Below are 20,339 nucleotides of genomic sequence, written 5' to 3' on the forward strand. Positions count from 1 at the left end.
CCTTAAATTCCGCCATAACGACGTTGACGTTGTTGGTATTCTTTAATCGCTTGCTTAAATACTGCTTCATCAAAATCCGGCCAAAGCACGTCGGTAAACCAAAATTCCGTATAGGCCATCTGCCAAAGCAAAAAATTACTCAAACGTTGTTCCCCGCTTGTTCGTATTAATAAGTCCGGATCATTAAGTCCATTTGTATACAGATACTTTGAAAAGACGGTTTCATCAATTGCATCCAGTGTTAACTTAGCTTCATTAATATCAGACACGATATGTTTCATTGCTTGCACAATTTCATACCTACTACCATAGTTTAATGCAAAGTTCAATAATAATCCATCATTATTCTTTGTTTTATCAATCGCATATTGAACAGCTTCTTTTGTATGCGCTGGTAATGCATTAAATTCCCCGATTGTTTGGATACGTACATTTCTTTCCATTAGCTCTGGTAAATGAATATGTAAAAATTCCTTTGGCAGTTTCATTAAAAATTCGATTTCTTTTTGGGGTCTTTTCCAATTTTCTGTTGAAAAAGCATATAAGGTTAAAATTTTAACATTGAATTGATGTGCTGCTCTAACTGCTTTTACAACTGCATCAACACCCTCTTTATGACCGGCAATTCTTGGGAGCGATCTTTTTTTCGCCCACCTACCATTCCCATCCATAATAATGGCGATATGATTCGGAACGTTTTTACTATCCATTAGTTGTATTGTTTCTTTTTGTTTCTTTTTTATGAAAGGAAGTCTAATTGACATAATTTGTCCTCCGAATATTGTTTACCATTTCTGTTGCTTCATCTATCCATCGTATGATGTTTAAGTAAGTTTTATGCTTAAGTTAAACATCATTATATCACGTAAATCAAGTTTTATTATACTATTTTTCCTTAAGAAAACAAAAGCCCCCTTAAAAAAGAGGGTCTTTTGCTATTCATTTTACATGGAAATGGGTTAAACTTCCATGATTTCTTTTTCTTTATTTTTTGCCAGTTCATCGATTTTGTCAATGTACTTATCGGTAGCTTTTTGAACGTCGTCTTGTAAAGCTCTTCGTTCGTCTTCCGGTAGACCTTCCTCTTTTTTCAACTGATCATTTGCTTCACGACGGATATTTCTTACTTGTACACGCGATTCCTCTGCATATTTACCGACAACTTTGACTAAATCTTTACGACGTTCTTCAGTTAGTGGCGGAATGTTAATACGAATCACATTTCCATCACTGGACGGTGAAATCCCTAAATCTGCTTTTTGAATGGCTTTTTCGATATCTGAGATAGCTGTTTTATCATATGGAGTAATAACAAGAAGTCTGGCTTCTGGAGCAGAAACGGATGCTAATTGATTTAATGGTGTACTTGTGCCGTAATATTCGACAAATACACTATCTAATAAACTTGGATTTGCTCTTCCTGCTCTAATTGTGGCCAAATTTTTAACAAATGCTTGAACAGCTTGTTCCATTTTTTCTTTCATTTGTTTTAGTATATCATCCGACATATTTATTTCCCCCTTATCGTCGTTCCTATTACTTCACCTTGTACGACTCGTTTTATATTACCTTCCTCCATAATCGAGAATACGACTAATGGAATATCATTATCCATGCACAAGGTTGAAGCTGTTGAATCCATGACACCGAGTCCTTCATTTAGCATTTCCATGTAAGAAAGCTGCTCATACTTCGTTGCATTCTTGTTCAGCTTAGGATCTTCGGTATAAACTCCGTCTACATTGTTTTTAGCCATTAGGATAACTTCTGCTTCAATCTCTGCAGCACGTAAAGCTGCCGTTGTATCCGTAGAAAAGAATGGATTTCCAGTTCCTGCAGCAAAAATGACTACACGCTTTTTCTCTAAATGACGAATTGCTTTTCTCCTTATGTACGGCTCCGCTACTTGTCGCATTTCAATTGATGTTTGCACTCTTGTTGGAATACCAATATTCTCCAACCCATCTTGCAGTGCTAGAGCGTTCATAATGGTAGCTAACATCCCCATATAATCTGCTGTTGCTCGATCCATGCCCATTTCACTACCAATTTTACCACGCCAAATGTTTCCTCCGCCAACAACAATTGCAATTTCCACACCTAATTCAGCTACTTCTTTTACTTGATTAGCAATCGACTGAATAACCTTTGGTTCAATACCAAAACCATTTTTGCCACTTAATGCTTCTCCACTTAATTTAAGTACGATTCTACGGTAACAAGCTGTTGTCATAGTAACCTCCATAGAAAAATGATAGTTATTTATTGTGAATGTCTAAAGCTATATGGAGAAATAGGGAACAACTTCTTGCTCCCTATGACTAACCATTATTTTTTGATTTGACTCATTACTTCATCTGCGAAGTTTTCTTCTCTTTTTTCCATTCCTTCGCCTACTTCATAACGAGCAAATGATTTTACAGAAGCATCTTTATCAGAAACATACTTTTTCACTTTTTGGTCTGGATCTTTGACAAAGTCTTGTTCCAATAAACAAATTTCTTCAAAAAATTTGCTAAGACGGCCTTCTACCATTTTTTCTACAATATGCTCGGGTTTTCCTTCATTTAATGCTTGCGCTTTTAGCACTTCCCGCTCATGGTTTACTTCTTCTTCAGCCACTTGATCACGAGAAATATAACGAGGATTTACAGCTGCTATATGCATGGCCACATCTTTTGCCACTTCTTTATCCGTTGTTCCTTCTAACAGTGTAAGTACACCGATGCGACCACCCATATGCAAGTATTCGCCAAATGCATCATTATCTGTTTTTGTTAAAATCGTAAAGCGACGAAGTGATAACTTTTCACCGATTTTTGCAACAGCAGCTTTGATGTGATTTTCTACTGTGTCACCCGTTTCCTCCATTGTTTGTTGAAGTGTTTCTTCAACAGTTTTCGGTTTTTTCTGTAGCAAATGATCAGCAAGTTGAACAAGGAGTTGTTTAAATTGATCGTTTTTCGTTACAAAATCCGTTTCACAGTTTACTTCTAGTAAAACGGCCGTGTTGCCTTCCGTTTTAATATAGGCTGAACCTTCAGCCGCGATGCGATCAGCTTTCTTAGCTGCTTTAGAAAGTCCTTTTTCTCGTAAATAATCGATAGCCGCATCAATGTTCCCATCTGTTTCCTGTAGCGCTTTTTTACAATCCATCATGCCTGCGCCTGTTTTTTCACGTAATTCTTTAACCATTTTTGCAGTAATAGCCATTTAAAATCCTCCTTTGGATAGTGACACGAATACGTTTTTCTTTAAAAAAGGTGATAAAAGGCTCTCATCCTCTTATCACCCTCACCTTTAATTGATTAATCTTGTTTTGTTTCAGTAGCTGCTTCAGCTTCTTTTTCTGCTTTAGGTTCTGCTTGTTCAGCTTCTTCTGGAACTTCTTCCATTTCTTCGCCTTGTTTCACCTCTAAAATAGCATCTGCTATTTTTGAAGTCAAAAGTTTTACAGCACGAATTGCATCATCATTTGCAGGGATAACATAATCAATTTCATCCGGATCACAGTTTGTATCAACAATTCCGATAATTGGAATATTTAATTTATGAGCTTCAGCAATCGCAATTCGTTCTTTGCGTGGATCAATAACAAACAACGCATCTGGAAGCTTGTTCATTTCTTTAATTCCGCCAAGGAATTTCACTAAACGATCTTTTTCTTTTAGCAGGTTCATAACTTCTTTCTTCGGCAATACGTCGAATGTACCGTCTTCTTCCATTCGCTCAATGTCTTTTAAGCGATTGATTCGTTTGCGAATCGTTTGGAAGTTGGTAAGTGTACCACCTAACCAGCGTTGATTTACATAGAACATACCTGAGCGAATTGCTTCTTCACGTACAGATTCCTGTGCTTGCTTTTTGGTACCTACAAAAAGGATGGTACCTCCGTTTGCTACAACTTCCTTCACGTAATTGTATGCTTCATCTACCTTTTTCACTGTTTTTTGCAGGTCGATGATATAAATTCCATTACGCTCTGTGAAGATGTATTTTTTCATCTTCGGATTCCAGCGACGAGTCTGATGACCAAAATGTACACCAGCTTCAAGTAGCTGTTTCATTGAAATAGCTGACATTAAAAATTCCTCCTAATTGGTTTTTATCCTCCGCTTAGATCCTTTTTGTAAATAGACCATCTTAATTACGGCACCAAATTTACAAATCCCTAAGCGTGTGTAATTTACAAACTTACGCTCTCATGCGAAAAATATTGTATTCACACCACAAGATAATATATCATAACAAATAGAAGGAATCAAGTATAATTATATGCAGTTTTATTAGAAAAATCCTTTTACACTATAGGAAAGTATAAAACTTTATGGTTTATAGTATAAGAAAAACTATAGCTTTCGCCATAAAGACTTGGCGACAAGCCTAGTTTTTCTAACATATAGCTATTTATTGTTGATATAACTTAATAATTAGTTCCGCTTCTGTTTTACCGCAATTTAACTGCTTGGCGATCTCCCCTGGAGAGAGGCCTTTACTATAAAGCTGTAGAATGTTTGCTTTTAGTGATGTAACTACTTTGTCCTCTTTGCTGTTATCAACCATTGGTACATTTTCCACTATGGTGCTTGCGATCTCTTCTATCCTTTCTTCGCTATCGGATTCTAATTGCGCATGGTTCGTTTGTATAAGCGCCTGTTGGAGGCGGTTATTTTCCTCTTTAATTTCCGCTAAATACGATTCAAATAACACTGCAATATCAGAATCAGTAGTGTTCGATTGATGATGATGTTTTATTTGCTTGAATAGCTGATAAATAGCCGAAAATGAAATGATATGCAGTAAAAAACTTATCAACAGTAAAAAAGATGTCATGAAAAATCCCTCTCTACCCGTTAAAATCAATCTGTTTTCCTAAATACGGATGTTGATATTTTTGTAATTTGTTCTTATTGGCCTTTCGCTTATTAGGAAATTTCTCAGAGGTGTTTTTTTCAGCTTCCCCCTCCCATTTAGATCGATATAATTGCTTGGTTTCCGCTACTTGCTTACGCTTTAATTCTTCCTGAAGCAGTTGATGTTGAGTAAGGGAAGCTTGAAAATCTTGGCCTTGTCTTAACAATTGCTGCTGAAGCTTTCCAGCGTCCTGAGAACGTGGAAGAGCTACCTGCATTTCAACCGATTTCCACCCCACTAGATCACTTCCTTTACAATCAAATAAAGTGAACTTCATTCAAGGAATGCTTTTCTCCTTGAATGTTAGTACCGCAAGGGTATGACCTAAAGGCCCTTAAACATCGGGCATTCAGGAGATGTTTCTCTCACCATGTCGTCAGGGATAATAAAGGGCACTTGAGATGAGAGAAATACGGATCCTTACATGCGGGATAAAGGATGTATGACAATCTCGTTGTCAACTAAATTCATTTTAACATAATGATGATCTGCTTTAATCACCCGACGATATTTGCCAAAGGCGACCGTAACATTTGAATACAAATAATTTCTAACAATAAGTTCCGCTTCCTGTTCACTTCCTAAATAGGAATTAAGCTCATTCACAGCTTGTTCGACCTCATCCAATTCAGCCTTTGTCTTACTCCATGAATGTTTTTGGCGAAGTGCTGTAATTCTTAATTTAGGATCATCTGTTTTTTTATTTGCCTTCAGCTTCTCGCCTAATAAAGTTAATTTCGCCAACATCGCTTCCAAGTCCTGCTTTTTAGTAAGCAACTTGTTTTTTTGTTGTTCCACTAATTGATTCAGTCCAAAAATAATTTCCGTTTTCGTACTTAGTCGATTTCCTACATCTTTTGCTTCGGCCATCTTTCCCACAGATAGCGTACCACCAATTATACTTCCTTTTTGGCAAAAAACATGCCCCTTTATCGTACAAATACTATGAATGATGGAATTCTCTACATATAAATCTTTTTCTGCAATTACATTACCTTGATTGATATAACCAATTTGAATAGACTCCCCAGCTTCAATTGTTCCCTTTCCCTGTCCTGCTAAACCTTCTGATACATGAACGGAACCACCAGCAGATATGGTTGCAGCCTCCACCATCCCAAATATTTTGATGTCTCCACCTGCTTTTACACTATAACCTGCAGGAACATCTCCACGGATAATAATGGTTCCTACAAAATCCAAGTTTCCTTTTTTCATAGAAAGTGTTTCATGAATTTCAATAACAGGTTGTATTTGAATTAACTTTCCTCTAATGCTTAATTGCCCTTCCGATACGGCGTAAAAAGTTTGATTTTCTTCTTTAAAAACTACATTCTTACCCGCTTTTATTAAAGCGGGGCGGCCCGGACGAGCTGCAATCATCTTACCATTTACCATGTAACCGGGTGTCCCTTTTGTTGGGGGCTTAAGCGTAGCTATTTTTTCTCCTTTTTTAACGGAAGGAATGCGCATGACATCACGAAAATTCCATTGTTGATCGCGATTTATCTCTGTGGAGAAATCTGAAACATACTCGACTTTTCCATCCTCACCATGCTCCGGCTGCTTCCCTTTTGCAATCGTTAATGGAAACAAATTCATAGTTGGACGCTGAATAAAGTGCGTTATTGCTTCATCAATAATTCCATATTTGATATGATATTGGGTTAGTAGCTGGCGAAGCGATTCATCTGTTAATTCCACATTTGAAAGATCTTGACCTTCTTTTACATCAATTTGCGCGAGCATTTTATCCTTTGCAACCGTAACGGTTAATACTTCTTCTAATTGTAATTGACCCATAACATATGTTCCGCCCTTCTATTCTAGCTAATATCACCTAACTAGAAAATGAGAAACCATTGCAGAATAACAATTATTAGGAAAGAACTTGAATTTTCTTCAAGGAATGACGAAGTTTTAAAATGGATTTTTTATGAATTTGTGATATTCGTGATGTAGTTAATCCTAGAACCTCCCCAATTTCTGTTAATGTTAATTCATCGTGATAGAAAAGACTGATTACGAGCTGCTCATTTTTATTTAACTCTTTTATTCCCTCTATTAATTCTTCTTTTAATTCATTATTTAATATTTGTTCTTCTGGAGCAAGCGATTTCTCATCTGGTATCGAATAACCTATTCCTTCTTTTAATTTCATTTTCGGATCACTAGGTTTTTCTTCAATCGATAATACATTTGCAAAAAGAGAATCACACATCGCACTCTCCACCTCTTTAACCGTCATACCTGCATGTCTCGCAATTTCAGCGGCACTCGGTATTTGCTGATTTTGCTGTTCAAGCTGATGAGCTATTTTTTCAACTTTTTTTGTTTTTTCTCGTAAGGAGCGAGGTAGCCAATCCTCTCTTCGTAAACCATCAATAATTGCGCCTTTGATACGAAAAGAAGCGTATGTGTCAAACTTAAAGTCTCTCGTTGGATCAAATTTTTTTAATGCATCATAAAGTCCCATTAACGCAAAGCTTTTCACATCACTTTTCATCACGCTATTTGGTAAGTGGCTTGCGATTCTCTCCACATGAAAACTGACTAGATACATATACTTTTCAATTAACTCATTTGCAGCATCCATATCATTGTTGTCTAACCAACTATCCCACAGCTCTTGTTCATATGGAGATGGATTCACTTTCATCTTTGTTCACCCCTTATTACAATAAGCTAATCCTTTTATATGAAGGTATCACCCTTATTTACCGTTCTGATTTTCAATTGACTTGTTTCTGGATCAAATTCAATTGTTCGTCCAGCATTTCCTCCTACGTCAGAAGCGATAATTGGAATCGACAACTGTTTAAGCTGCTCTAAAACAGCTTCGATATTACGCGGCCCAATCCGCATGATATCTGAGCCATTGGAAAACTGAAACATCTGTGCTCCACCTGCAACTTTTGCTTTGAGCATGCCTTTTCTCGCGCCTGCTTTAAAAAGACGGTCTACTAAATAAGGAATAGCTGTATCTGCATACTTATACATATTAAAATCTAGCTGTCTTGCTAGTTTTGAATTTGGCAAGAGTACGTGAGAAAGTCCTGCAATTTGTTTACGTTCATCATAAATAACGACACCTACACAAGATCCTAATCCTGCTGTGCGTATCTTTTGCGGAGCCTTAACTACATTTAAATCAGCAATACCCACTCTAATAATCGATGATGTTGTTTTAGTCATGATCATTAATTCCTAACGCTTGAAATATTTTAGTAAACGAATCAGGATTAGGGATAAATAAAAAATTACCTTTAATTTTATTTGTTTGATAAGAAGGATGAATCTTCGTATCGATAATTAAAGCGTAATCCGTAACCTGGGATATTTCCAGTAGTCCTACCGTTAAAATAGCTGCTGCCATGTCAACACTTAAATAAGGTATAGAAGGTTGCAGGTTCATATTCGTAAAATCCGCCAATGCAGATAGATAAGCACCTGTCAAAATATTTCCTGCCTCTTGCAACACGGATGCCGCCAGTTCATTATCTGTCGTATTTGTAAGTTTAAGTTCACTATTTTGCGTTATCTCCTTGATTAGAGCATTGGCTTCCTCAATGGATAAAATGAAGTCCACCGTTCCTGGTGCATCTCCTTTTATTTGAAATAACAAAGCAACGATGATTGCTTCCGGTCCCCCTATTAGCTCCATCATTTCATCATAGCTTACAATTTTAACAGCAGGTACTTCCATTTCTACTTTTCTATTTAATAGTTTTGCCATGGAAGTCGCCGCATTTCCAGCTCCAATATTGCCAATCTCACGCAACACATCTTTTTGCATTTGCGTTAATTTTGTAACATCCATACATGTTTATCCTTCTACCGATTTTAACTCTTGAATTTCTTCTTCCGTTAAAACCTTTTGCATATTTAGTAAAATCAATAAGCGATTATCCAACTTCGCTACACCATCAATGTATTTTGCTTCAACAGTTCCAATAACCTCTGGAGTAGGTTCAATTTCTGATTCAAGAATGTCAATCACATCATTGGCAGCATCTACGATCAGCCCTACCTCCATTTCATCTACAAAGACGATAATGATGCGGGTAGAATCATTGTAATCCGTTTTCTCCAAACCAAAGCGGAGACGCAAATCAATAACCGGAGTTACTACTCCTCTTAAATTAATAACCCCTTTAACAAAATCTGCCGTCTGCGGAACTCTAGTAATTGGAATCATTCTTTCAATTGATCCTACTTGCTGTACGGATACTGCGTATTCCTCATCTCCAAGCTGAAATACGATTACTTTTCTGCTAGTCGTTGTGTTATTTTCCATCGTTTTTTCCTCCAATATTTTAGTTATTTAATCAGTGCATTACTATCAATAATTAATGCTACTTCACCGTCGCCAAGTATGGTGGCTCCAGAAATAGCAAATGTCTCTGTTAGATAGCTTCCCAATGATTTTAAAACAACTTCCTGCTGTCCAATAAACGAATCAACTACTAATCCGGTTAATTTATTGCCCTTTTTCACGATAACAATGGACAAATAGTCGCTTGATGGCGCTTCCTCATTGATCGGTACAGCAAAAATTTCATTTAGAAATGCTAATGGAACAACCGTACCACGGAAATCAATCACTTTCGTATGATGTGCGTGCATAATATCATCTTTATGCACAATTGCAGTTTCAATAATGGATGATAATGGGATTGCATACTTTTCTTTTTGTAGCTCAATAAGTAATACGGAAATGATCGAAAGCGTCAGCGGCAATTGAATTGAGAAAATAGAACCTTTATCTGGTTTTGAATCAATGGAAATTCTTCCACCTAAAGATTCAATGGTGTTTTTTACAACATCTAAGCCAACGCCTCTACCAGATAAATCAGAGACTTGATCTGCAGTAGAAAAACCACTTGACATGATCAGATCAAATACTTGCTGATCGGTTAATATTTCTGCCTGACTCTCAGAAAGAATGCCTTTTGCAATTGCTTTTTTTAGAACCTTCTCTCTACTAATTCCCGCTCCATCATCTTTAATTTCTATAAAAACATGATTTCCACTATGATATGCCTCTAGTTTTAATGTTCCTTGTTCTGACTTTCCTTTATTCACACGTTCTTCTGGAGATTCGATCCCGTGGTCCATTGCATTGCGAATTAGATGTACTAGTGGATCGCCAATTTCATCAATAACCGTACGATCTAATTCTGTTTCAGCACCAATAATTTCTACTTCTACTTTTTTATTTAAATCACGAGCTACTTGACGAATCATTCTTGGAAAACGATTAAACACTTGTTCAATAGGTACCATTCGCATTGTTAAAATAATTGATTGCAAGTCACTCGATACCCGCGACATATGTTCTACAGTGTCTTGTAAATCTTTATTATCCAAATCAGAAGCTAGTTGCTCTAGTCTACCTCGATCCACCACTAACTCTTCAAATAGATTCATTAATACATCCAGTCTATCGATATTTACGCGAATTGTTTTATTAACAACACTATGTGAATTTGCTTGGTTGTGTTGTTTTTTCTTTGGTGACTTTGTTTGCTGATTTTCTTTTGGTGTTTTTTTCGTTTCACTTTCTGCTTCATTTTTATCGAGCTGGTTCGTTAAGAAAGGATATATCTCTACGGATTCGATCTCAGAAACCTTTTCGATGTTTTGTTTTACTAAGTCCTCTGGATGCTTGGTAATAAATAAAAGAGAAAATGATCGGTCAAATTGTTCTTCCTCGATCTCTGTAACAGACGGATCCGACTTTATAATTTCTCCAAGCTTTTCTAATACTTCAAAAATCATAAAAGCACGAGCGCCTTTTAATAAACAGTCTTCTCTTAGTGTTACCGTAATTTCATAATTGAAATATCCGCGATCCGTTGATTCATTTAAAATAGTAATGGCAAATTCATCTATATTACTTACTTTATGTGGATGTTCTGCTGAGTCGGTTTCTGGTTTAGTTTGTTCTTTTGCTGTTGGAACAGATCCCCCCTGTTCAAGCTGTTTTAACTGTTCAACAGCGTCGCTAACGTCCCTGCTTCCATCTCCGCCTTGTGCAATATCTTCAACCATTTCGTTTAAATGGTCAACGGAGGCAAATAGTACATCCATCATTTCCGTATTTACGGAAATTTTTCCTTCTTTAATCGCATCAAACACATTTTCTAATTTATGTGTAAGGTTGGCTAAGTCATTAAAGCCCATTGTTGCAGACATTCCCTTTAGCGTATGAGCCGCTCGAAAGATCTCTTCAATAATTGCTTTTTCGCCCGGATTTTTTTCTAAAGCTAGTAATTGATTATACAAGACTTCTAAATGCTCGTTACTCTCATCAATAAAAATACTTAAATAGCCTGATGTATCCATTACGTATCCCTCCATTTATACTAAATTTGTTATTAAATTGCTCATTTCACCTAAAGGTGCTTGCTTATTCACGTAATTTGTTCGAACAGCAGCTTTTGGCATGCCGTAAACGATTGCGGTTTCTTCTGATTCGGCGATAACATAGGTATGCTGATCCATTTTCTTTAGTTCTTTAATGCCATTAGCTCCATCATTTCCCATACCTGTTAATACAACCGCAACCTTATTCACTTCTTTTACCTGAGCCAATGAAGTAAATAGCATGTCAACAGAAGGCCGATGTCCACGTAAAGCAGCTTCTGTCGTTAAATCAATAAACAAAGAGGTCCCAACTTTTTTCACTTTCATATGAAAACCACCTGGTGCGATATAGATAACACCGTTTTCTAGTAGCTCTCCATCCTCTGCTTCCTTTACCATTAAGGCAGCTTTTTGATTAAGCCGTTGGGCTAATGACTTCGTAAAACCAGCTGGCATGTGCTGTACAATTAAAACAGATGCTGCTAGATTTTTTGGTAAACGCTGGATAATATGTTCAAGTGCACGTGGTCCTCCGGTAGAAGTCCCGATAGCTACAATCGTTTGCTTATGTTTAACTGCGGGAATAGTTTGCTTTACTACAGCTGATGGCTGCTTGACAATCTCCTTTTGCTGTAATGGCAGACTAACCTGTGAAGCAGTCACCACTTTGTCAATAATTTCCTGTTTCATCGTAGCAATATCGATGGAAATAGCACCCGATGGCTTGGCAATAAAATCTACTGCTCCACTTGAAATAGCCTGGATGGTTTTAATCGATGCATCCTCCGTAGCGCTTGAGAGCATGACAACTGGAGTAGGGTGAGATTGCATCAGCTCTTTTAAGGCTGTTATTCCATCCATCACTGGCATGTGAATATCTAATGTCACTACATCTGGATTCAGTTGCTTGATTTTTTCTAGCCCATCTTGACCATTTCTAGCTGTTGCAATAACTTCTATACGAGGGTCACTTGTTAATAAATCGGAAATTACTTTTCGCATAAAGGCTGAATCATCAATTACAATGACACGAATTGGGTTCATCTTTCTTTACCTCTCTGTCCATAGTTGTTTTAGTTTGTTTAAAAAGGATGAAACTTTTGTATGTTCTGCTCCAGATGCTTGCTCCATATACGTAAGCACAAGCCGTTTGATTGCTTTTGTAATCGGTGCTCGCTCATAAAGGAAGATAAAGGGTGTTTGTCTAATGACTGCTTTCGTTACTGCTTTATCTTCAGGTAAACTACCTAAGAGCTTTATTTCTAATTGTAAAAATTGACGAACTACCGCTTGAAACCGCTCCAAGGACTTCTTTCCTTGCGCCTCCGATTGGCTTCGATTCATGATCACTTGAATCGGGAGCGCAGGATTATAGGCAACAATATGCTTAATCATGCTGTATCCATCTGTTATAGAAGTTGGTTCAGGTGTTGTAATAACAATGCATTCATCAGCAGCCAAAATAAACGTTAATGTATCTTGTGTAATTCCTGCACCCATATCAAAAATAATATAATCATATGCTGGAATAATTGCTTGATATTGTTGAAAGAAAAATTCTTTTGTTGCTTGATTCATAGAAAAAATATCCGATAATCCTGAACCAGCTGCCACATAATGAAGATTATTTGGGCCTGTTTCAATAATTTCTTGAATGGAAAGATGACGCTCAAACATATCGATAATTGTCTTTTGTACCTGCAACCCTAATAAAATGTCAATATTCCCCATTCCGATATCCATATCAATGATGAGTACACTTTTCTTTTGATTTAATAATTCAAGTGAGAAGTTTAGGGTTATATTTGACTTACCGACACCACCTTTGCCACTAATCACAGCGACTGTTTTGGCGTGTTTTTGTTCACTTGATGCTGGATGTAATCTTCTTCTTAGCCCGGATGCTTGGTCATTTTTCATAAGCATCCCTCATTACATATGTCGCTAGTAGGTGTGAGGAGGGATTGAGTAAATGTTCCGGGACATCTTGTCCATTCGATATATAAGCAACACCTATATTTTTCCTTAATGTGATATTCAACATACTACCAAACTGACTCGTTTCATCCATCTTGGTGAAAATGACCTCTGTAATGTTTAGCGGTTTAAATCGATCAAAAATATCAGCTATATCCTTAGGCTTTGCAGTTAAGGAAAGTACTAAATATGTATCTGCACCCTCCGCTCTTCCAATGCCAATATCAGCCTGCAGCTGTTTTACATACATTTCTTCACGAAAATTACGTCCTGCTGTGTCAATAAATACAACATCATATGCCGAAAATTTTTTGATTGCTTCTTCAAAATCCGTTCTCGTATACACGACTTCAATTGGCACCTGTAATATATCGGCATATGTCTTTAGCTGTTCAACTGCCGCTATCCGATACGTATCGGCTGTTATTAAGGCCACCCGCTTACGGTCCTCAAGCTTACTTTTAGCTGCTACTTTGGCAATTGTCGTTGTTTTACCAACACCAGTTGGTCCGACGAAATATACAAGCTTATTTTTATAGGTTAGACCTTGAAACGATACCATCTCAAGTCGTTTCTTTATTTCCTCTTCTACTTGTTTTACAATTAATTGACGATTTATCTGCTGCTTATTTTGCTGATTTTCAATGACAGCTTCGATAATGCTTGCCGCAAGCTGCTGCTCTACTTCTTGATCCAGTAAGTAGTGGTAGACAAGCTGATAATCAGCCGGATATGTAATTGTTTCAATGGCAGATTGATGCAGAAGCTGTTTTACCTGCTTTAATTCATTCAACAGATTACTATTTTCTGTCGGTTTCACCATCTGATTCTTATGTAATCCTTTATCTTCTGTTACCACTTGTTTTTTCGGTGCTACAGGTTGTGGATCTCTAACAGCTACGACTTCAATTTGCTGTTTTTTTAACAGTCCGAAAAACCGACCTTTTTTAATATTTCTCGTTTGTAAAATTACAGCTTCTGTTCCGAGTTCTTTCCGGATTTGTTTCATTGCTTCCGGCATTGAATCGGCAATATATTTCTTCACCTTCATGCGATATTCACCACCCCGACACTTTGTACCTGAACATCAGGCTCCAGTTCATTATAGGATAGGACAACAACATTTGATAAAAAGCGGTCTAACAGCTGTCTTACATACATGCGAACAGCGGGTGAGCATAATAAAATTGCTGTTTCCTCTTGAAGCGTTAGCCGTTCCACTTCTTCCTTCATCTGTTTGATTAACTGTTGTTGTAATTCCGGATCCATCGATAAAAAACTGCCGTGCTCCGTCTGTTGAATACTTTCAGCTATTGCTTTTTCAGCTTTTGGTGATAAAGTGACTACTTTTAGCGATTGATTATCCTCTGCGTACTGCTTTGTAATTTGGCTAGAGAGTGCCTGACGAACATATTCTGTAAGCAAATCGGTATCGTTCGTTAATTTAGCAAAGTCAGCAAGTATTTCAAAGATAATCGGCAAATTACGAATAGATACTCTTTCTTTTAATAATTTTGCTAAGACTTTTTGAATATCGCCTATGGATAATGGCTCTGGAGTAACTTCCTCTACTAATATTGGGTAGCTTTCTTTTAGATGATCCATTAATTGCTTCGTTTCTTCTCGGCCTAAGAGCTCATGCGCATGTCTTTTAATCGTTTCCGTTAAATGTGTTGATACGACAGATGGAGGATCAACAACCGTATAGCCCGATAATTCTGCTTCATCTTTTAACTCTTCTGTTATCCATTTTGCAGGTAGGCCAAATGCAGGTTCGTTCGTGTCGATTCCTTCCAAGTCGTCATCTTCTATATCCGGTGCCATTGCTAAATAATGATCAAGAAGCAGCTCGCCAGATGCAACTTCATTCCCTTTTATTTTTAAGCGGTATTCATTTGGTTGCAGTTGAATATTGTCACGAATTCGAACGACTGGAATTACAATACCTAATTCAATGGCTAACTGTCTGCGAATCATCACAATCCGATCGAGCAAATCGCCGCCTTGATTGGCATCTGCTAACGGAATCAATGAATAACCGAACTCAAATTCAATCGGGTCCAAATTTAATAAATGGACAACATTCTCCGGAGATTTCATTACTTCACTTTCTGTTTGATCGTTCTCCTCATCTGTTGGTTCCTCTACTACCTGCGTTTGCTTTAGTAAGAGATAGCCACTCAATGCTAACAGTCCGGCAATAATCGTAGTTAAAAAGAAATTGATTGGTGTTAAACCGAGTAAAAATATGGTTCCTGCAGCAATGAATAATAGCTTCGGATATTGCAACAATTGTCCTGAAACGTCTTCTCCCAGATTTCCTTCCCCAGCAGTTCTTGTTACGACAATACCGGTAGCAGTAGAGATTAATAATGCTGGAATTTGACTTACTAATCCGTCACCAACTGTAAGACGCATAAACGTATTAACGGCTTCTTGGAAAGACATGTCCATTTGTACCATACCAATAATTAAACCAAAAACAATATTGATAAGAACGATAATGATTCCGGCAATTGCATCCCCTTTAACAAATTTACTCGCCCCGTCCATGGATCCGTGAAAGTCTGCTTCCTTTTCAACTTTTTCTCGCCGTTTCTTTGCTTGTTGTTCCGAGATTAAGCCTGCATTTAAATCTGCATCAATACTCATCTGTTTTCCAGGCATGGCGTCTAACGTAAAACGAGCAGCCACTTCGGAAACACGTTCAGCCCCTTTTGTAATAACAAGAAATTGGATAATGACTAAAATAACGAAAACGACAAAACCGACTAATGGATTACCCCCAATTACAAAGGAACCAAACGTATCGACAACACCGCCAGCATCAGCTTCTGATAAAATCGACCTTGTTGTGGAAACATTTAATCCTAAGCGAAATAAAGTTAGTAATAATAACAGGGTAGGAAAGACGGAAAATTGCAGTGCTTCATATGTGTTCATCGAAACTAAGATAACGATGAGAGCTAATGAGATATTGCAAAGTATTAATACACTTAACAGCCATCCAGGCAATGGAACAATTAACATAATAATAATTAAAATTACGCCTAATAGTACGGATAGGTCTCTTGCTTTCATCGGGGTCTCTCCTTATTGCTTAAACTTTTTTCTCTAACTTATATACATATGCCAATATTTCGGCAACCGCCTGAAAAAATACTTCAGGTATCATATCACCAATGTCTATCACTGGATATAAAGAGCGCGCTAAAGGTTTATTTTCCACCATGATTATGTCATTTTTTTTGGCGATTTCTTTTATCTTTTGAGCGACATCGTCTACCCCTTTAGCGACAATATATGGTGCAGAAGCTTTTTCCTCATCATACTTAATGGCAATTGCAATATGCGTAGGGTTTGTAATGATAACATCTGCATGAGGAACTTCACTCATCATTCTGCGTGTTGCCATTTGTCTTTGTCTTTCTTTTATTTTTGATTTAATGAGCGGATCTCCTTCCATATTCTTATATTCATCTTTTATATCTTGCTTTGACATTCTCATATTTTTCTCGTAATCGTATCGTTGATAAGCATAATCAAATACAGCTAAAAACAATAATAAAATAATCGCTGTTATTCCCATAATGATCGTTACTTTCCCGAAAAAACCTAATGATGCTTCAGGGGTTTTGAAGGCCGTCATCATCATATCATCTTTATAGAGCCAAATAACGGCAAACGTCGCTACACCAATACTTACGATTTTTAATAATGACTTTAGAAGCTCAACAAGTGCACGAATAGAAAAAATCCGTTTTGCTCCTTGAATCGGGTCAATCTTCTTCAAGTCAAATTTAAGTGGTTCTGTCGTAAATAAGAAGCCAAATTGCAAAAAATTTGCCGCTAACGCTGCAATAATGGCTATAATCATAATGGGAGCCAACATTTTAGCTACTTCCATTGTAGCTCCTGAAAAAATTTGCTGAACGGTTTTTTCTGTTACTTCCCAATGGATAAATTCTGTAAATGTATGTTCATATAAGGAAGTCATCGTTTCCTTCATGAGATTTCCAAACGAAAATAATACGATAAACGTAAACAATAGTAAAAAAGCTGTATTAACGTCTTGACTTTTGGCAACCTTCCCTTTTTTTCGTTCATCTTGACGCTTTTTCGGAGTAGCCTTTTCTGTTTTCTCACCTGCAAAAAATTGCAAATTCATCTTAAGTTGCAAGTTAGCCACCTCCGAATAACTGCATTAACGTACGAATGGTATCAAACATAATTTCAAATAAATTTTTTACTAAAATGACGTATAAACTCATAAAAAACAACAACACAATAAAACTAACGATTATTTTTAGAGGTAAACCAACAACAAATACATTTAATTGCGGTACAGTTCTTGCAATAATGCCTAAAGCTACATCAACTAGAAATAGACAACCAACAATTGGGATTGCAATTTGAAAAGCAATCAGAAACATATGATTAAAACTATCGATAATGTAATTCACAATCGTTTCATCTTGTAAAGGCAAGAAATGGTCGATTGGAATAAATTGATAGCTATTTACGATCCCATCTATTAAAATATGGTGACCATTTACCGATAATAAAAATAGTAGTGCAATAATATAAAAATATTGCCCAGTTAACGGACTTTGTGCTCCAGTTTGTGGATCAATCACATTGGCGATGGCAAATCCCATTTGAAAATCAATGAAGCCCCCGGCAATTTGCACAGCCGATAAAATAATATAACCCATTAAACCGATTAATAGTCCTATTAAAACTTCTTTAAACACCAACAGCAAATAGGTTAAATCTATAGTTAAGGTTGGTGCGTCGACAATATAAAACAACAGATATGCCAGGAAAAAACTAACCCCTATTTTAAAAGGTGTTGGAATGGTTCGGTAAGAAAAAAGTGGCATTACGATAAAAAACGCCAACACTCTTACAAAAACAAGTAAAAATACAGGAATGCTATTTATATTTATTATTTCTAACATCATTTACCCTACAAACTGATTTATATTTTGAAACAGGTCGGAAGTAAATTCTACGATTACAGACAGCATCCAAGGTCCAAAAACGACTAAGCCAATTAGTACAGCAACAATTTTAGGGATAAACGCCAATGTCTGCTCTTGGATTTGTGTTGTCGCCTGAAAAATGCTGACTAAAAGGCCGACACCTAATGCGAGTATTAGTAAAGGCCCTGTGACTAATAGGATGGTATATACACCTTTTTCTGCAAGAGTTAATACAAACTCACTGCTCATATTGCAACAGCCTCCTTCTTTTCTATGGCAAAGGTTCAGCTATCCGTCTAATCGGCAAGCTAATAATAAACTTCCTTGCACAATTCTCGAAAAGGACAGAATAAAAGATGAATAGCTTTAGAGAATGATTGGTTAAAAGCTATCAAGCAATGAATGTGTAATTAAATACCAGCCATCTACGAGAACAAACAACAAGATTTTAAAAGGCAAGGAAATCATAACTGGAGGAAGCATCATCATCCCCATTGACATCAATACACTGGCAACAGCCAAATCAATAATCAAAAACGGAACAAAGATCATAAATCCCATTTGAAACGCTGTTTTCAGCTCACTAATGGCAAATGCTGGAACTAAGGTGGTTAAAGGAATCTCTTCCACTGTCTCTGGGCGCTCCAGTTCAGCATAATTCATAAATAGTGCTAAATCCTTTTGCCTGGTATGCTCTGCCATAAACTCTTTAATCGGAATGCTCGCTTCTTCGTACGCTTCATCTAGTGCAATCTCCTCTTTAAATAATGGCTGTAATGACTGCTCATAAACCTCATTAAATACCGGTGCCATAATAAAGAAGGTGAGAAATAAAGCTAAGCCTATTAGCACTTGATTCGGCGGCATTTGCTGAGTCGCCAGTGACGTACGAACAAACGATAAGACGATAATAATTCTCGTAAAGCTTGTCATTAAGATTAATATACTAGGAGCTAACGTCAGAACAGTTAACAATAAAATAAGCTTTACAGATATCGATATATTTTCTGGATCAGAACTGGAAAACATATCTACAAATTCATTCATTTTGATCTTCCTTCTGTTTGTACTCCTGAATCATTTTATTACGGTTCTCCTTTAGTTTGTCCAGTTCATTCATAAACTGCTTCTTAAAAGCTGTCGTTGTATTTTTGTTTTGCTGTTGTTCTCCTTTTTTATCTTTCTTTTTTCGAAATATAGCAAAAGGGATTGTATCTATTGTGTCATCTCTCGCTAATTCTTCGATAAGTGCTGCATCATCAATTTCTTGAAGCAGCTCAACGTTATCGCCAACTCCAATTAAATAAAATTTACTACCAACTCGTACAATTTGCAGCGATTTATTTTGTCCTACCGATATGCCACCAAGGTTTTCCAATGCCTTTACTTGATGAAACTTAGCGTTCCTCTTTTTTAAAAACATTAAAAAAGCATATATTAAACCTAAAATCAGAAATAAAACAATAATTAGTTTGATAAAATTTAACCATAGTGGTGTTGATTCCGCTTTTTCATTTACAAGTTTGGATGATTCCTTATCCTTATCTACCGGTGTCTCTTCGGATGGTTCACAATCTGCTTCTTTAATACAATCAGTAACCGATTTAGGTGTTGCTTCTACTTCTATTTCGAAACATAACAGAAGTAGAAGCAAACTAAGTAAGCTAATGCAATACATGCGTAACGATTTATTCAATATCATTCACTCACTTTTAACTCAATGCCTTTTGAATCGCTTCAATCACTCGATCGGCTTGGAATGGCTTGACAATAAAATCCTTAGCCCCTGCTTGGATTGCATCAATTACCATAGCTTGTTGCCCCATTGCAGAGCACATAATTATTTTTGCCTGTGGGTCACTTGCAAGTATTTCCTTTAAAGCAGTGATTCCATCTTTTTCCGGCATTGTAATATCCATCGTAACTAAATCAGGTGTTAATTCCTTGTATTTTTCTACTGCTTGCGCACCATCTTGTGCTTCACCAACAACCTCATACCCATTTTTCGATAAAATATCTTTAATCATCATTCGCATAAATGCTGCATCATCTACTATTAAAATACGATTTCCCATAAAAACAAATCCTCCCTAA

23 protein-coding genes are annotated in these 20,339 nt (G+C 36.8%); all 23 read right to left on the reverse strand.

The window, feature by feature from the left end:
* Positions 1–2 precede the first annotated feature (2 nt).
* The gene (gene uppS, locus KQI21_RS13290; protein ID WP_216484657.1) at positions 3–764 is read right to left on the reverse strand and encodes an undecaprenyl pyrophosphate synthase; all 762 of its coding nucleotides are present in this window, start codon (positions 762–764) and stop codon (positions 3–5) included.
* A gap of 195 nt (positions 765–959) precedes the next feature.
* Positions 960–1,508 carry a ribosome recycling factor gene (frr, locus tag KQI21_RS13295; protein WP_216484658.1) on the reverse strand — a complete coding sequence of 183 codons (549 nt, stop codon included), beginning with the start codon at positions 1,506–1,508 and terminating at the stop codon, positions 960–962.
* 2 nt (positions 1,509–1,510) lie between these two features.
* Entirely contained in the window at positions 1,511–2,233 is a 723-nt protein-coding gene (gene pyrH, locus KQI21_RS13300) for a UMP kinase (protein ID WP_216484659.1), read from the reverse strand.
* 95 nt (positions 2,234–2,328) lie between these two features.
* The gene (tsf, locus tag KQI21_RS13305) at positions 2,329–3,213 is read right to left on the reverse strand and encodes a translation elongation factor Ts (RefSeq protein ID WP_216484660.1); all 885 of its coding nucleotides are present in this window, start codon (positions 3,211–3,213) and stop codon (positions 2,329–2,331) included.
* Positions 3,214–3,308: 95 nt separating this feature from the next.
* Complete coding sequence (gene rpsB / locus KQI21_RS13310) at positions 3,309–4,082, reverse strand: 30S ribosomal protein S2 (protein ID WP_216484661.1); 774 nt, start codon at positions 4,080–4,082, stop codon at positions 3,309–3,311.
* 325 nt (positions 4,083–4,407) lie between these two features.
* Positions 4,408–4,833 carry a DUF6115 domain-containing protein gene (locus KQI21_RS13315; RefSeq protein WP_216484662.1) on the reverse strand — a complete coding sequence of 142 codons (426 nt, stop codon included), beginning with the start codon at positions 4,831–4,833 and terminating at the stop codon, positions 4,408–4,410.
* A gap of 13 nt (positions 4,834–4,846) precedes the next feature.
* The gene (locus KQI21_RS13320; protein WP_253291481.1) at positions 4,847–5,191 is read right to left on the reverse strand and encodes a hypothetical protein; all 345 of its coding nucleotides are present in this window, start codon (positions 5,189–5,191) and stop codon (positions 4,847–4,849) included.
* Positions 5,192–5,334: 143 nt separating this feature from the next.
* The gene (locus KQI21_RS13325; protein ID WP_216484663.1) at positions 5,335–6,717 is read right to left on the reverse strand and encodes a flagellar assembly protein A; all 1,383 of its coding nucleotides are present in this window, start codon (positions 6,715–6,717) and stop codon (positions 5,335–5,337) included.
* 76 nt (positions 6,718–6,793) lie between these two features.
* On the reverse strand, positions 6,794–7,573 hold the full coding sequence (locus KQI21_RS13330; protein ID WP_216484664.1) for a FliA/WhiG family RNA polymerase sigma factor: 780 nt from the start codon (positions 7,571–7,573) through the stop codon (positions 6,794–6,796).
* Between the two features lie 35 nt (positions 7,574–7,608).
* Complete coding sequence (locus KQI21_RS13335) at positions 7,609–8,109, reverse strand: chemotaxis protein CheD (RefSeq protein WP_216484665.1); 501 nt, start codon at positions 8,107–8,109, stop codon at positions 7,609–7,611.
* A complete protein-coding gene (locus tag KQI21_RS13340) occupies positions 8,102–8,734 on the reverse strand; it encodes a chemotaxis protein CheC (RefSeq protein WP_216484666.1) in 633 nt (210 codons plus the stop codon). Before KQI21_RS13340 ends, KQI21_RS13335 begins: the two co-directional genes overlap by 8 nt.
* Before the next feature lie 6 nt (positions 8,735–8,740).
* The gene (locus KQI21_RS13345) at positions 8,741–9,211 is read right to left on the reverse strand and encodes a chemotaxis protein CheW (RefSeq protein WP_216484667.1); all 471 of its coding nucleotides are present in this window, start codon (positions 9,209–9,211) and stop codon (positions 8,741–8,743) included.
* A gap of 23 nt (positions 9,212–9,234) precedes the next feature.
* Positions 9,235–11,262, reverse strand: a complete 2,028-nt coding sequence (locus KQI21_RS13350) for a chemotaxis protein CheA (RefSeq protein ID WP_216484668.1) — start codon at positions 11,260–11,262, stop codon at positions 9,235–9,237.
* A gap of 15 nt (positions 11,263–11,277) precedes the next feature.
* Positions 11,278–12,327: a protein-glutamate methylesterase/protein-glutamine glutaminase gene (locus KQI21_RS13355; RefSeq protein WP_216484669.1), complete on the reverse strand. Its 1,050-nt coding sequence runs from the start codon at positions 12,325–12,327 to the stop codon at positions 11,278–11,280.
* 6 nt (positions 12,328–12,333) lie between these two features.
* Positions 12,334–13,203, reverse strand: coding sequence for a MinD/ParA family protein (locus KQI21_RS13360; protein WP_216484670.1), 870 nt, complete (start codon positions 13,201–13,203; stop codon positions 12,334–12,336).
* On the reverse strand, positions 13,193–14,311 hold the full coding sequence (gene flhF / locus KQI21_RS13365; RefSeq protein WP_216484671.1) for a flagellar biosynthesis GTPase FlhF: 1,119 nt from the start codon (positions 14,309–14,311) through the stop codon (positions 13,193–13,195). The genes KQI21_RS13360 and flhF overlap by 11 nt, the downstream gene beginning before the upstream one ends.
* On the reverse strand, positions 14,308–16,341 hold the full coding sequence (gene flhA / locus KQI21_RS13370) for a flagellar biosynthesis protein FlhA (protein WP_216484672.1): 2,034 nt from the start codon (positions 16,339–16,341) through the stop codon (positions 14,308–14,310). The genes flhF and flhA overlap by 4 nt, the downstream gene beginning before the upstream one ends.
* A 19-nt stretch (positions 16,342–16,360) precedes the next feature.
* The gene (flhB, locus tag KQI21_RS13375; protein ID WP_216484673.1) at positions 16,361–17,440 is read right to left on the reverse strand and encodes a flagellar biosynthesis protein FlhB; all 1,080 of its coding nucleotides are present in this window, start codon (positions 17,438–17,440) and stop codon (positions 16,361–16,363) included.
* A 1-nt stretch (position 17,441) separates the two neighbouring features.
* Positions 17,442–18,221, reverse strand: a complete 780-nt coding sequence (fliR, locus tag KQI21_RS13380; protein ID WP_216484674.1) for a flagellar biosynthetic protein FliR — start codon at positions 18,219–18,221, stop codon at positions 17,442–17,444.
* Between the two features lie 3 nt (positions 18,222–18,224).
* Entirely contained in the window at positions 18,225–18,494 is a 270-nt protein-coding gene (gene fliQ, locus KQI21_RS13385; RefSeq protein ID WP_216484675.1) for a flagellar biosynthesis protein FliQ, read from the reverse strand.
* A 132-nt stretch (positions 18,495–18,626) separates the two neighbouring features.
* Positions 18,627–19,292, reverse strand: coding sequence for a flagellar type III secretion system pore protein FliP (gene fliP, locus KQI21_RS13390; protein ID WP_216484676.1), 666 nt, complete (start codon positions 19,290–19,292; stop codon positions 18,627–18,629).
* Positions 19,285–19,941 carry a flagellar biosynthetic protein FliO gene (locus KQI21_RS13395; protein WP_216484677.1) on the reverse strand — a complete coding sequence of 219 codons (657 nt, stop codon included), beginning with the start codon at positions 19,939–19,941 and terminating at the stop codon, positions 19,285–19,287. Before KQI21_RS13395 ends, fliP begins: the two co-directional genes overlap by 8 nt.
* Positions 19,942–19,957: 16 nt before the next feature.
* Entirely contained in the window at positions 19,958–20,320 is a 363-nt protein-coding gene (locus KQI21_RS13400; protein WP_077320427.1) for a response regulator, read from the reverse strand.
* Positions 20,321–20,339: the final 19 nt, after the last annotated feature.

Origin of the sequence: Virgibacillus proomii (assembly GCF_018916875.1) — a bacterium.
Taxonomy (GTDB): domain Bacteria; phylum Bacillota; class Bacilli; order Bacillales; family Amphibacillaceae; genus Virgibacillus; species Virgibacillus proomii_B.